This window comes from Candidatus Moraniibacteriota bacterium (assembly GCA_016699875.1).
GTDB lineage: Bacteria > Patescibacteriota > Minisyncoccia > Moranbacterales > UBA1568.
Genome location: CP064989.1, coordinates 292,466 through 305,503 on the forward strand (window position 1 = coordinate 292,466; position 13,038 = coordinate 305,503).

The 13,038-nt window shown below is 48.8% G+C and carries 12 protein-coding genes and 7 tRNA genes; 7 read left to right on the forward strand and 12 right to left on the reverse strand.

What is annotated here, in order from left to right; translation table 11 throughout:
• Positions 1–122 precede the first annotated feature (122 nt).
• The 7 genes from IPK84_01435 (at position 123) to IPK84_01465 (ending at position 5,791) form a co-directional block, all read left to right on the forward strand.
• Positions 123–2,879: a valine--tRNA ligase gene (locus IPK84_01435; protein QQS16012.1), complete on the forward strand. Its 2,757-nt coding sequence runs from the start codon at positions 123–125 to the stop codon at positions 2,877–2,879.
• Positions 2,876–3,382 carry a PrsW family intramembrane metalloprotease gene (locus IPK84_01440; GenBank protein ID QQS16013.1) on the forward strand — a complete coding sequence of 169 codons (507 nt, stop codon included), beginning with the start codon at positions 2,876–2,878 and terminating at the stop codon, positions 3,380–3,382. The genes IPK84_01435 and IPK84_01440 overlap by 4 nt, the downstream gene beginning before the upstream one ends.
• Before the next feature lie 96 nt (positions 3,383–3,478).
• Positions 3,479–4,033, forward strand: a complete 555-nt coding sequence (locus IPK84_01445) for an Hsp20/alpha crystallin family protein (GenBank protein ID QQS16014.1) — start codon at positions 3,479–3,481, stop codon at positions 4,031–4,033.
• 146 nt (positions 4,034–4,179) lie between these two features.
• Positions 4,180–5,415 carry a VanW family protein gene (locus tag IPK84_01450; GenBank protein ID QQS16015.1) on the forward strand — a complete coding sequence of 412 codons (1,236 nt, stop codon included), beginning with the start codon at positions 4,180–4,182 and terminating at the stop codon, positions 5,413–5,415.
• A gap of 73 nt (positions 5,416–5,488) precedes the next feature.
• A tRNA-Lys gene (locus IPK84_01455) sits at positions 5,489–5,561 on the forward strand.
• A 45-nt stretch (positions 5,562–5,606) separates the two neighbouring features.
• Positions 5,607–5,678: transfer RNA gene (locus IPK84_01460), tRNA-Arg, on the forward strand.
• 39 nt (positions 5,679–5,717) lie between these two features.
• Positions 5,718–5,791 (forward strand) — tRNA-His (locus IPK84_01465).
• A 72-nt stretch (positions 5,792–5,863) separates the two neighbouring features.
• On the opposite strand, the gene IPK84_01470 is transcribed toward IPK84_01465, so the two are convergent.
• The 12 genes from IPK84_01470 to IPK84_01525 form a co-directional block, all read right to left on the reverse strand.
• Positions 5,864–6,577 carry a DNA alkylation repair protein gene (locus IPK84_01470; GenBank protein ID QQS16016.1) on the reverse strand — a complete coding sequence of 238 codons (714 nt, stop codon included), beginning with the start codon at positions 6,575–6,577 and terminating at the stop codon, positions 5,864–5,866.
• 14 nt (positions 6,578–6,591) lie between these two features.
• Positions 6,592–7,170, reverse strand: a complete 579-nt coding sequence (locus IPK84_01475; GenBank protein ID QQS16017.1) for a CYTH domain-containing protein — start codon at positions 7,168–7,170, stop codon at positions 6,592–6,594.
• A gap of 43 nt (positions 7,171–7,213) precedes the next feature.
• Positions 7,214–7,573 (reverse strand): inorganic diphosphatase, encoded by a 360-nt coding sequence (locus IPK84_01480; GenBank protein ID QQS16018.1) that lies wholly within the window; start codon positions 7,571–7,573, stop codon positions 7,214–7,216.
• A gap of 237 nt (positions 7,574–7,810) precedes the next feature.
• Entirely contained in the window at positions 7,811–8,428 is a 618-nt protein-coding gene (locus IPK84_01485) for a nucleotidyltransferase domain-containing protein (GenBank protein QQS16019.1), read from the reverse strand.
• 178 nt (positions 8,429–8,606) lie between these two features.
• Positions 8,607–8,683 (reverse strand) — tRNA-Asp (locus tag IPK84_01490).
• A gap of 22 nt (positions 8,684–8,705) precedes the next feature.
• A tRNA-Met gene (locus tag IPK84_01495) sits at positions 8,706–8,779 on the reverse strand.
• A gap of 148 nt (positions 8,780–8,927) precedes the next feature.
• A complete protein-coding gene (locus tag IPK84_01500; protein ID QQS16020.1) occupies positions 8,928–9,173 on the reverse strand; it encodes a hypothetical protein in 246 nt (81 codons plus the stop codon).
• Positions 9,174–9,248: 75 nt separating this feature from the next.
• Complete coding sequence (locus IPK84_01505) at positions 9,249–10,988, reverse strand: ABC transporter ATP-binding protein (GenBank protein QQS16021.1); 1,740 nt, start codon at positions 10,986–10,988, stop codon at positions 9,249–9,251.
• A 118-nt stretch (positions 10,989–11,106) separates the two neighbouring features.
• A tRNA-Met gene (locus tag IPK84_01510) sits at positions 11,107–11,180 on the reverse strand.
• Positions 11,181–11,236: 56 nt separating this feature from the next.
• Positions 11,237–11,310, reverse strand: a tRNA-Ile gene (locus IPK84_01515).
• A 96-nt stretch (positions 11,311–11,406) separates the two neighbouring features.
• A complete protein-coding gene (locus tag IPK84_01520; GenBank protein QQS16022.1) occupies positions 11,407–12,078 on the reverse strand; it encodes a M48 family metallopeptidase in 672 nt (223 codons plus the stop codon).
• A gap of 115 nt (positions 12,079–12,193) precedes the next feature.
• Positions 12,194–12,565, reverse strand: a complete 372-nt coding sequence (locus tag IPK84_01525; protein QQS16249.1) for a DUF2202 domain-containing protein — start codon at positions 12,563–12,565, stop codon at positions 12,194–12,196.
• Positions 12,566–13,038 lie beyond the last annotated feature (473 nt).

The following is a 13,038-nucleotide window of genomic DNA, read 5'->3' on the forward strand; positions in this document are numbered from 1 at the left end:
TTCAAGAGAAGAATCCATGCGCAAGCACTGTGCCAGAGTGCCTGCAGCACCTCAACCACGAAGGCATTGCAAATCAGATACTACCTTGAAATATGCCCCCTTCAATGATACTATTTTCCCATATGAAACAGGAAATACCCAAGACCTACGAGCCGAGAGACTACGAAGATACCGTCTATCAGACCTGGGAAAAGAGCGGTTTTTTCAATCCGGATACCTGCATCGAAAAAGAGGTGACACCTCCCGATGCGACGCCATTCTCTATTGTCCTTCCGCCGCCCAATGTAACCGGCACGCTTCATCTGGGGCACGCCGCTATGCTCGCGATTGAGGATATTATGGTGCGCTACCATCGAATGCGGGGCGATCGGACGCTGTGGCTCCCCGGTACCGATCATGCCGCCATCGCAACCCAAGAGAAAGTCGAGCGCATACTCTGGAACGAGGAGCAGAAAACCCGCCATGATCTCGGGCGCGAAGTTTTCCTCGACCGTGTCAGGAAATTCGCGCAAGATTCTCACGACACGATCGTCAATCAATGCAAAAAAATGGGCGCTTCGCTCGATTGGAGTCGAGAAGCCTACACACTTGATGAGGCACGGAATCGCGCCGTAAACGAAGCTTTCCGCAGGATGTTTGAAGACGGCATCATCTATCGCGGTCCGCGCATCGTCAACTGGGATCCGAAATTTCAAACCACCGTGTCCGATGACGAAGTAGACCGGCGCGAAGAGAAAGCGCCGTTCTATTACTTACAGTACGGTCCCTTTGTAATCGGCACCGCTCGTCCCGAAACAAAATTCGGCGACAAATACGTTGTCGTGCATCCGGATGACGAACGCTATGCCGCCTACCAACATGGACAAAAAATAGAAAATATCGAATGGATAAACGGCACTATCACCGCCACCCTCATCAAAGACGAAGCAATCGACATGAATTTCGGTACCGGCGCCATGACAATAACGCCATGGCACGACGCGACCGACTTCGATATCGCCGAGCGACACAACCTCGAGAAGGAACAAGTTATCGGCTATGACGGCAAACTCCTCGATATTGCCGGCGAATTTGCCGGTATGGATATTTCCGAAGCACGGACGAAGATCGTTGAGAAACTCCGAGCAAAGGGACTCGTCACGAAAACAGACGAAAACTACATTCACAATGTCGCTATAAACAGTCGCGGCGGAGGTATTATCGAGCCGCAAATCAAAGAACAGTGGTTCATCGACGTCAATAAGGAATTCAACCGTAACGGAAAAAGCACAACGCTCAAATCCCTCATGCAAAATGCCGTCCGCTCCGGCGACGTAAATATCATTCCCGAACGCTTCAAGAAGACCTACTTCCACTGGATCGATCACCTGCGCGACTGGTGCATCTCCCGCCAAATCTGGTACGGCCACCGGATTCCGGTGTGGTATCACGATACTTGCCAAGCATGTGATGACTACGGAAAAAACTTTTTCTACAGACCAGCTTTTATCGGAGAAGAAATCTCCCGAGGAAAAAACGATCTTTTTTGGTGTCCAAACTGCGGCAATGGTTACGAATCAAAGGATCATTTTTCACAAGACCCTGATACGCTCGACACCTGGTTTTCATCCGGACTCTGGACATTTTCGACGCTCGGGTGGGGTTCGGATGAAAAGAAGTGGGAGCAAGAAAAAATCTATCATCCGACATCTGTCCTCGAAACCGGTTGCGATATCCTTTTCTTTTGGGTGGCGCGCATGATACTCATGTCCGAGTACCTTCTTGGCGAAGCGCCTTTCAAAACAGCCTATCTTCATGGACTTGTAAAGGATGAGCAAGGTCGGAAAATGTCGAAATCAATCGGAAATGTTATCAATCCGCTTGATGTCTCGGCAAAGTATGGTACCGATGCTGTGCGACTCTCCCTCGTGATCGGCGGGACACCAGGAAACGACATTCGCCTCGGCGAAGAAAGAATCGCCAGCTTCCGAAACTTCGCCAATAAACTCTGGAATATCGGGCGTTATGTCCTGCAACAAGAAGCAGACAATAAAAAGCCGACACCAACTACAAATGCGGAAAACGGAAGATTGAAAATAGAAGGCAAATCAGATGCCGATCACTGGATTCTTTTCCAACTCGATAAAACCGTTCGAGAGGTAACCCGACTCATTGAGAAATACCAGTTTTCGCTCGCCGGAGAGACACTTCGCGATTTCACCTGGAATGAATTTGCCGACTGGTATGTGGAAATTCACAAAGTGGAAAAGAATAACGAGATACTCCGATATGTTTTCGAAACACTTTTGAAACTCTGGCATCCGTTCATGCCATTCGTTACTGAAACACTCTGGGAAAATTTTGAAAAAGATTCCCTGCTCATGATCGCTCGCTGGCCGGAAGCTCGCGACGAATCACCCGAACTCAAAAAGCAGAGCCGTGCATTCTCGCATATCATTGATATCATTACTGCCATTCGGAATTCCCGATCCGAAAACCGCATTCCTCCGAAACAATCCGTCGACGTTATCATCACCGGCAAACGCGGGATATTCCTGCAGCGAAATAGACATATCATAGAGCAGTGCGCCCGTGTCAATTCGATTGATTTCAACAAAGAAGCGCCGAAGCTACGGGCGCACACAGTACAAATGATGGTTGGCGAAACCCATATATCAATGGTTTTTGAAACGCACGTTGACCTCAAAAAGGAGAAAGAGCGTCTCGAAAAAGAATTGACGCAGATCGAAAGATATATCAAGAATACCGATACCCGTCTCAAGAACGAATCTTTTCTCGAAAAAGCGCCGGCGGAACTCATTGAAAATACTCGGGCACAACTCCGAGAACAGGAACAGAGGCGAGTTGATATACAATCCGCCCTTAAAGACCTTCTATGATTTACGCCTTGGTCCGCGGATGGCTCGCCGGTATGGCTGTTCTCCTCATCGAAATTCTACTGAGCACGTTTTTTCTCGCCCCGAATTTCACTTCCCCTCTCTCAAACACATTCGCACCGGAACCACTCTCGCTTGCTCTCATTGCATTCCTCGAAGAGAGCCTGAAGTGTCTTTCGCTTCGCGGCATTGCACGTGAGACGATGCCGTTTTTCCGAAATGCGATATTCAAAGGCTTGCTGGTCGGCTTCGGTTTCGCCCTCTTTGAAACATGTATCAAGATACTCTTCTCCGCAGACAACGCCACCAGTAGCTCGCTCGTATTTGGCACTATCAGCAGTACGTTGCTCCACATCGTAACCGGAGGCATACTCGGTGCCGCCTGGTTCTCCCATGTCAGGAACCGCCCAGTCAGCATCTTCCTCATTCTCTTTCTTTTTGCATGTATCATCCACGCCATGTATAACATACTCCTCGCGCCCATACTCTTTGGACAGTTCTCCTAGTCCTTCAGCACGCTCATTCCCTTCTTGCGAATTTTCCCGATTTCGATATACTATACGTATTGTGTCCCATTGATAATTCCGATCGAAAATAAATCTATGACAAAAACAAAACAGTCTTTCTTCGAACGACTCACCGGGGCACGCTCCGTCGGCGAGCCAACGTCTCAAGTTCCTGTTTTTGAAGAGTCAACAGAGGAGTTCGTCGAAACCTACGGCGCACCCGAGACTCCACATATGGCACACGCGGCTATCCCGGAAGAATCCCGCTGGGAAAATCCCGCAATGGGAGGTCAGAACGATACTATCGCGCAAGACGATGCCGAGGGACAGCTCACCATCGATGTCTACCAGACGGATGATGCCATCGTAATCAAGTCAACCATTGCCGGTGTCAAACCCGAAGATCTTGATGTTGCTATCAATAACGACATGGTAACCATCAAGGGCGAACGAAAAAACGAAGAAAGCGTGCCCGATGGAAACTACTACTACCAAGAATGCTATTGGGGTCCTTTTTCCCGATCCATTCTTCTCCCGGTAGACATTGTGTCCGACAAAGCAGAGGCATCACTCAAGAACGGCATACTTTCAATTCGCCTCCCGAAAGCCGACACGACAAGAATCAAGCGAATTCAAGTACGAGGGTTCTAGTGCTTTCTCCGATATTGAACCCCGAAGGCCCGGCTTGTTTTTTGGCAAGCCGGGTTTCTCTGCCCGACAAAGATTCGCCAGTTATGTCCATAAGAATACTGTCACTGTCATACATATTCCTACTCTGTTTCGGAGGAGTTCTTTTTTTGCAACCGAAGAATGCGAGTGCTGAGACAACCTCTCTCATTCCGATCCCTGAATCACTCTTGATCTCTTGGGGAAATAACGAGAGAGCCGTCTCCCGCGACACAATTGACTCATGGGTAAGTCCAATAAATTCGCTTCAATTTCAACCGGGAATAACGACTGAAGTTATATCTCCGACACGCTGCCCATGGGATGCGTTCTTTTGCGATTTCTTTCTCACAGAGCAACAGAGATTCTCCGTTCGCTCCAAAACAACATTTATTCTCAATGACGAATCGATCCGTCAATTCTTGGAACAACTGCAATCGGAAACTCGCGACAATCCAATCGACGCTGTTTTCACGGTTAGAGAAAACAATACCGTTTCCGCTTTTGCTCCGAGCCGAGATGGATCCGAAATTGATGTCGAGACCGGCACACAATCAATACGGAACGCGCTCGCCACATCTCACAGCGAATCGGCGTTAGTCACCATACCAATGGTCACCCTTTCACCAAAAATCACCTCGACCGATGCCGATCGTCTTGGTATCACACAATTCCTCGGCGAAGGACGGACGAGTTTTGCCGGATCACCAAAAAATCGCATTTTCAACATTAAGCGCGCCATGGAACAATTCCAGGGAGCTCTCATTGCGCCCGGAGAGGATTTCTCGTTCGTGAAACGCCTTGGCGAGGTCGATGGCGAACATGGGTATCTGCCCGAACTCGTCATCAAGCGAGGACAAACCACGCCGGAATTCGGCGGCGGCATCTGCCAAGTTTCAACAACACTCTTTCGTGCCGCACTCAATACCGGACAAAAAATCACCGAACGTCGCAACCATGCCTACCCGGTAAGCTACTACAAACCCTACGGCATGGACGCCACCATATACGTCCCCAAACCGGATTTCCGATTTATGAACAACACGCTGGGACACATCCTCCTCCAGGTTGCCATCGAGGGAAGCGAGCTCGTTTTCCGATTCTACGGCACGCCGGACGGACGAAGTGTTTCCATAGACGGCCCGCACATCCTCGAACGCTCCTCGGATGGCGCCATGAAAACCATCTTTACTCAAACCGTGCTTGCTGCCGACGGATCAACTATGATCAATGATTCCTTCCGAAGCTCCTACGACTCTCCAAACAAATACCCGCACCCCGGCACAGAGACCTACACTGAAAAACCGAGAGACTGGTCCGAAAAACAATGGGTCACCTATGTCAAAACAGGCACACTCCCGCGTTGACGAAGCGCCCACACTTTGCTAGGATTCCAATACTTCTCCTGCGAGGAGAAGGTGTTGTTTGCGGACACAGAATGCGCGCATAGCTCAGCTGGTAGAGCAGTTGGCTCTTAACCAAACGGTCGGGGGTTCGAATCCCTCTGCGCGCACATAAACACAAGTGGCATAGGCCCCGATAGCCTACTAGCGTCCCTGCCCCTGTAGCTCAATGGATAGAGCATGGGACTTCTAAGCCTGTGATGTAGGTTCGATTCCTACCGGGGGCACAAAGAAACAAAAAATACCCTCCGGAAGTCTTCGGCGGGGTGACTATCGTTCAATGGTAGGACAGTGGTTTGTGGAACCATCAACGAGGGTTCGATTCCCTCTAGTCACCCCAGCGAAGATTTCTTTCTCTCCAACAAAAAGACAGTCTTCGTAGGGCTGTTTTTTTTGTTTCTCGCTTTTGAAATCAGAATCGTGTTTTCTTCAAAAAATACTGTCGTTTCTCAGGAGGGAATTTCTCGATCGAATAGCGAAGCATCGTCCGCGGCATGCGATCCGCATATTGCTCAAGAAATCGAGTTAGCACTGTTTCGTCCCGCTTTCCTACTTCGCGAAGCATCCATCCGGTAGCTTTGTGCATCAAATCATGCTCATCATGAATGAAAATTGTCGCAAGAGAAAATGTATCGCGGAAATCCCCATTGCGTATAAATCGAAACGTTGCAAGAATCGCCATCCGCCGCTCCCAAAGATTCTCCGAATGAGCCCAGGCAAAAAGAATCTTTCGATCTTTACCGTGAGACAAAAAATCCCCGACAATATTCGGCGTCGTCACATCTACCAAATCCCAATTGTTCACCGCCGATCGATGCGTGATGTAGAAGTCAAAAACCTCTCGCCGCTCTACCTCATTACTTGCCTTTTCATACCGAAGCACGAGCATCAAGAGTCCGATCATCCGCTCTTCGTGCCACGAACTTTCCAAAAGTTTCTCGATATCCGGATACCCGAGATCCCGATATGCCTTCACGAGTGCCCGTTGATCCATCATTGTCAGCCCAAGAAATCGATCCCCCTCACCGTATTCACCCTTCCCTGTCTTGAAAAACCGCGCATTCACCCGTGCCCGATCTTTCGAACCACATTCCCGAATATCTCGCTTCAAATCCAAAAGTTTCATAAACGTGACTTCATTTACGAAGCAAATGGATTTGGTCCATCAAAATCAAGACGCGGCGTTTGGTTGTTTATTTCATCAAGCGTTACGCCGTATTTACGCTGATATAGCGTTCCGACCGCACAGAAAAGCGCTTCGGAATAATTGAGTCCGAGTTCTTCTGAAACATGCTTCACCGATTCCTCCGAGTCGCCCTCCACTTCAATAAACGGCTCGAGAAATGGCCATTCATCTATGGTGATCTCCACTCCATCGAGCTTCCATAGTTCTCGCTTTGTCACCTGATATGATTTCTCTTTACAGCCAATCATACCCAGAAGCTCACAGGCGAACGAGAAGTCGTTCACCGAAAGACATATTTCTTTCTGATCGGTAATAGTATCACCATCCACGGTCTTGAGACTCATGGTTATCTTGTTTCCCTCGTCGCGCACACGAAGCCACGCATTCTCTGATCGTTTTTCCTTTGGCAGGTGAAACGTCTTCCTTTTCTGTACATATTCCGGCCGCACCAAAAGAGCGCCCGACAATCTGAGCCGCTCACGAACATCATCCTTATCCACATCTGGAAATGTTGCTTCGTATTCAATGTTCATACAGTAAAAATTCGCCCCCCTTCACCCCACTCCTTGCATAGCATCATGTCCGAACTATTTCCGACCGGAAAAACTGTTCCTGGAAGTGTGTCGCCTTTCGAATTTCTTCGTCAGACATATCCTCGCTCGATTTCGGAACCACCACCAACTTGTCATCATCATCGTTCAGGCGGTGAATAATGGCAATACATTTCCCCTTGAAAGATTCGATAGGTTTTTCAACACCGAGAACATAGGCATCCAATTCTTCCCCGTCGGGAGCTTTCGTATCGGGAATATATCCATAGTTCACTTCATAGACAAAGCCATGCTTCGGATGTTTACTCCCGAACGGACGATCAATAACCGCCTCGACCTCTTTTCCGAGGTAGAGTTTGGCAGGTAAGAGAGGCGCTGATTTCATATCAAGATACTACCATCAGTCTTTCACACAAGTAAAGCAAGAATCGAACAAGAACACGAAAAGCCCTTCGACAGAGTGCTCGAAAGGGCTTCGTGTTCGGACTGGCGGGGACTGCGGGACGATTTTAGAACTATGGATTGGCACAATCTTTCGATTTAACTACAGCCAATACCTACCATTTGAGCGAGAATAGTATTTCCGACAGCATTGCTTATCCACGAGAAATTGAAGAGACATTCATAACAACCCGACCATCTTTCTCGCTATTCCCGCATATTCGATTCTTGTCTCGGAGAATTGTTTCAAAAGTTTCCAGAATTCTGAATCGTGGTCTCGGATAAAAGGAAGCGCCTTGACCGGAGAAAGTGACCAGGAATTTCGATTCTCAAACCAGACACGGATCAGGGCTTCGTAGGCGATGCCGGCATAGTAAAACTGAACCGCCGGATTATCTTGATACTTCTCCAGTTTCTCCAACCAGCGACGAAGTTTATTTTTTCGATCCTTACAACCTGCCTGGTAAGCCACTTGAGGACCTTGATCAAAGACATGTTGTGTCCGTTCCATAGCTGCTTCAAACTTTCCTTGAGTATCATCAAAAAGAATCTTGACCGGCCAGATGGGAGCGTAGGGATTCGTAAAGACCCACCCTTCCGGTTTCGGCCATTCGTGAAAAGTAAGATCAAGTTCATGTCCATTCCAGTCAATGATCTCGCTCGGATATTTTTTCTCTCCGAACAGAAAAAGATCCCAATCGCTTGTCTCCGTCGCTGTTGTGTCCGTGCGCGACCCGGCGAGCGCAATCACATGAGGTTGATACGTTCTCCGCAAGAAAGCAATGAGTTGATGTTCCATAGTTTCGAATTCAAGTACAAAGCGCCCATTGTTGGGAATAATAGCACGGAAAGGTTCACCCAGAACCCACATTTTTTCCACCTACTATCAAAATCAGCCGTAAGAAAAGATTTGAGAGATACCCCTACAATACGAAAAGCCCTTCGACAGAGTGCTCGAAAGGGCTTCGTGTTCGGACTGGCGGGGACGACCGGGCTCGAACCGGCGACCTTCTGCGTGACAGGCAGACGCTCTAACCAACTGAGCTACGCCCCCAATATAATATCTGCTTCGCGAGTACCAGGGGAGAGATTCGAACTCTCGACCCCGGGCTTATGAGTCCCGTGCTCTAACCAACTGAGCTACCCTGGCAAATAGTATCAGACACCGCCTCGTTCTGTCCAGACGCAGAAAAGATCGGTGAAATACCACCGTATCGACAGCCTACCAGAGAAGCAAGTTTCTTTCAAGTAAATTTCGACAATAAAAAAAGCCCTCAGAACCTTGCGGAAATGAGGACTCAAAGTGAAAAATCATGAGACACTCCCAATAACATCGCGTAGAATATCCCGAATTTGATCTTTCTTTCATCACTTAAGGAGCTCTTGTAAATAGCAGCACTTACCTCCTCAAAATAATTGCCAAATCCGCGAAACCTCCCCTGAATCGCCCGTTGCAAGATAATTACCTCTCCGATAGACAGCTCGAGTATATCGCGCAACCGATGCACAACATCAACAACGAACGCCCAGTCTGCCACACTCATTTCATACACCTCCACACAAGAAAACAGGTACTACTCCAATATCTACTCCACTCTTCGATTCTCCGCAAGAGTTGCTCACTCCTCCAGAAACCCTCCGGTTTGCTTGTTCCAAAGTTTCGCATAAAGACCACCATGAACAAGCAGTTCTTCGTGCTTACCCTCTTCTTCGATTTCCCCTCCGCGATTCAAGACTACGATGCGATCGAGCTTGCGAATCGTGCTCAGCCGATGCGCAATGACAACCGCCGTCTTTCCGAGCATAAGCTCATCGAGTGCCTCCTGTATCGCGTGTTCGCTCTCCGAATCAAGCGAACTCGTCGCCTCGTCCAAAACAAGAATCATAGCATCTTTCAAAATCGCACGCGCAATAGCAATCCGCTGACGTTCACCGCCAGAGAGTTTCACGCCGCGTTCCCCAACCAGTGTGTCATATCCTTTCGGAAGCCTTGATATGAAATCATGCGCCTCGGCTTGCTTGGCGGCCGCTACCACCTCTTCATCCGAAGCCTCCGGCCGACCATAGGCAATGTTTTCACGAATCGACCGATGAAACAACATCGGCTCCTGAGGCACATAGGCGATATGCGAGCGAAGATCGTCTTGACGAATATTACGGATATTCTGTCCGTCAACGCGAATTTCCCCATCTTGCGGATCAACAAATCGAAGAAGAAGCTTCGTCACCGTCGACTTCCCCGCGCCGGAAGGTCCGACGATTCCCACCTTCTCTCCATCTCGGATAGCGAGTGAGAAATCCGTAAACACATTCTCGCCATCGGAATATTTGAAATAAATATTTTGGAACTCAATCCGCCCTTCCTGCATCCGATCCAATTCGGGATGCTTCGGATCAAGCACATCCGGCGCCGCATCGAACACCTCTATCATTTCATCTGCATAGGCAAGGCTCCCGGTCATTTTCGAAAATATCCGACCAACAGCAAAAAGCATTTGAGCGATAGAAGTGATGTATATTTGCACCAATACAACCGTTCCGGTAGAAATCATTCCTGCAAGCCAGAGCCGAATTGCCCCATACATACCGCCGATTTCTAAAATACTCAGAAGACTCATCTGAACAATAAATGTAAGATTCTGAAAATTCCACGCTCGACGACGCAACTTTTCCTCAACGTCGGTCGATTCCTCAAACTGATGTTGCTCTCGAGTACCCGATGAGAACATCTTCACGGCGAGCATATTCGAAACAACATCCGAAAGTCTCCCGACTACCACGGAATCTTGTTCTGCTACAGCCAAATCATACGGGGCCTTCTTTTTTGAAAGCCACCAAGCCGTCAGAAGATAAAGTGCTGTCCAAACAAAGAATCCCGCCCCAAGAATCGGGGAAAGAACAAGCAGCGTCGCCAATATGCCAATCAAATTAACCAGCGTCATCCATGCCGAAAAGACCACTTGGTCAAACAAATCTTCAAACGATTTTACATATCGCTTTGCTTTGGCCACCAAACTCCCAACAAAATTCCCCGAAAAGAAATGATAGCTATGCTGCTCCAAAGCAGAGAACGTCCGATCGGACACGTGTTTCATGACACGACTCTGCACATATACGATCGCATAATCCCCTATCCGATAGAGAACTTGGTAGGTAGCAATACAAGCAATAAGCCAGTAAAAATCCTGAAGGAGACGTTCGGAAACATCGCTTCGAATATTCGCTGTGGAAACCGTATCAATGATGTTCCGGTAGACCAGCGGGAAAATTGCATGAGATATGATCGCCGCCAGTCCATACGCGACAAACAAGAGGATCGTCAAAAACCAGTACCCCTTAAACGAAGGCGCGTAGGACAAAAAAACTCGTTTCAATAAATTGTTCGATTTCCGTTCCGACATACCCCGAATATAAACACAACTTTTTCAGATGAAATATCCCCATCAAAAGACGGGGATATTCCGAAAACTCATTTTGTTGCGGGGGCAGGATTTGAACCTGCGACCTCCTGGTTATGAGCCAGGCGAGCTGCCAGACTGCTCCACCCCGCGGCAATGTCGCGACAGTATTTTCGATAGTACAAGAATCCCCCTCAAACGTCAATCGGTGGGCGTGCCAAGACTCGAACTTGGGACCTCGACATTATCAGTGTCGCGCTCTAACCACCTGAGCTACACGCCCGAAAACCAACAGCACGCCGGACATCATCCGACTCTCCGTAGCATCCTATCAAAAAGACCCGAGGAGCGCAAGATTCCTCGGAATATACGCCGAATGTCAACATTCCAATAAATGACCATTTTCTTTGAGCCACTGCCGCTCACGAGCAAACCCTGGGCATATTTCTGTAACAACATGCCAAAATTTTTTCGAATGATTCGGATGTACGAGATGCGCCAATTCATGCGCCACCACATAGTCGATAACCGAGAGAGGCGCCATAACGAGCCGAAACGTGAAATTAAGATTCCCCTTTCCGCTGCATGATCCCCAGCGCGTCCGCGCGGCATTTATACGAATAGACCCGTAGACGAGCCCGTGCTTTCGAGCATAAAAGGCAACTCGCTCAGTAAGCACCTTTTTCGCCTCTCGCCTATACCAGGAGCGGAATCGACCATTCGCTTGATTCAAAAATCGCGAAAGAAGCACAAATTCACCACCCATAAAATCCACTGACAATTTCCCGGACTCTGATATTCGAAGCGGATACTGTTCCCCAAGGTACCGGAACAGTTCCCCATCAACGTACCTTCGTGTTTTCCGGGAAGCCAGTGCCCGCATACGATCCACAGCCCGACGAACCCACTCCTCATGACAATCGACAAATGCTCCAACAAACTCCGCCGATATCCGAAACGGTACGCGCACTACAACAGTCGCATCCGGTTTTACAACCAGTGATACGCTCTTGCGCTTTGAACGAACCAGCGTATAAGGAAATTCCGACATATATCTTGAGGGACGGAAACGAACGTTCAGTAGAACGTATAATACCGCGAAACACAAAACGTCGCCATGTTATGCTGGCGACGTTCACTTGTTTCTCCGGAAAACACGAACGATATCAGTTGCAACGATCAAAAGCCGGGAGATGTTTCTCTTGCGATGCATTCATAAGATTCGTGAAGACACTGGTAATATCCGGATACTCAGTCACCGCCGGAAGCAATTTCTCTCGGTAGAGCGCCGCATTGGCGATTTCAGCATCAACACCCGTCTGACAAGCCGTTGTAATACTGTCCGGAGCCGTCACTTTCCCAGTCCACGGATCCGCCGGCACAGCGATGCCATACTTATCAAGAAGCGCTTTGAGCGAGGAAATGTGCTGCTCTTCTGCGCGGATAATCATCGAAAAAGGTCGGATAGAACCGAATTTTCCAATAACTGCTTCATATGTCGCGTGCGCCTTGTACTCATCATCAATCGCCAAAAATATCGCTTGCTTCGCCTGATCCGAAAGAGTTCCCGCCGGATACTCAAGTCCGTCAACCGCAAGGCACTCATCCGCCACACACTCATTCTTCCCGAGCGCGCGACCTCCCTGACCATTCATCATTCCCGCACCCTGTCCCAAGCCCTGGTTTTGCCCCTGACCTTGCCCGCCATTTTGTTGCATTCCTCCCTGCGATCCACGATTTTGATTCTGCCCTCCCGCACCATTAAATTCACCATTGCGATTGCGCCCGTCATCATTCCAACGGTTGCGAGCGCCATAACCACTCCCACCACCATCACGAAACATACTGCCGCGACCACTGTCGAAATCCGCCCGACCGGCAACCTTGCCGACAGCATACCCCGCTACTCCTCCAAGAACCAACACGCCGACACCTACGGCAACCATCTTTCGCATCGGAGTCATTGCTCCGAGCATCTTTGAAATCTCCATATATCCGAAATTTACAAAAT

Excerpts from the sequence above, each read along its gene's own strand:
- IPK84_01435 (QQS16012.1), top strand. The coding sequence starts at position 123 with ATGAAACAGGAAATACCCAAGACCTACGAGCCGAGAGACTACGAAGAT.
- IPK84_01440 (QQS16013.1), top strand. The coding sequence starts at position 2,876 with ATGATTTACGCCTTGGTCCGCGGATGGCTCGCCGGTATGGCTGTTCTC.
- IPK84_01445 (QQS16014.1), top strand. The coding sequence starts at position 3,479 with ATGACAAAAACAAAACAGTCTTTCTTCGAACGACTCACCGGGGCACGC.
- IPK84_01470 (QQS16016.1), bottom strand. The coding sequence starts at position 6,577 with ATGAAACTTTTGGATTTGAAGCGAGATATTCGGGAATGTGGTTCGAAA.
- IPK84_01475 (QQS16017.1), bottom strand. The coding sequence starts at position 7,170 with ATGAACATTGAATACGAAGCAACATTTCCAGATGTGGATAAGGATGAT.
- IPK84_01480 (QQS16018.1), bottom strand. The coding sequence starts at position 7,573 with ATGAAATCAGCGCCTCTCTTACCTGCCAAACTCTACCTCGGAAAAGAG.
- IPK84_01485 (QQS16019.1), bottom strand. The coding sequence starts at position 8,428 with ATGGAACATCAACTCATTGCTTTCTTGCGGAGAACGTATCAACCTCAT.
- IPK84_01500 (QQS16020.1), bottom strand. The coding sequence starts at position 9,173 with ATGAGTGTGGCAGACTGGGCGTTCGTTGTTGATGTTGTGCATCGGTTG.
- IPK84_01520 (QQS16022.1), bottom strand. The coding sequence starts at position 12,078 with ATGTCGGAATTTCCTTATACGCTGGTTCGTTCAAAGCGCAAGAGCGTA.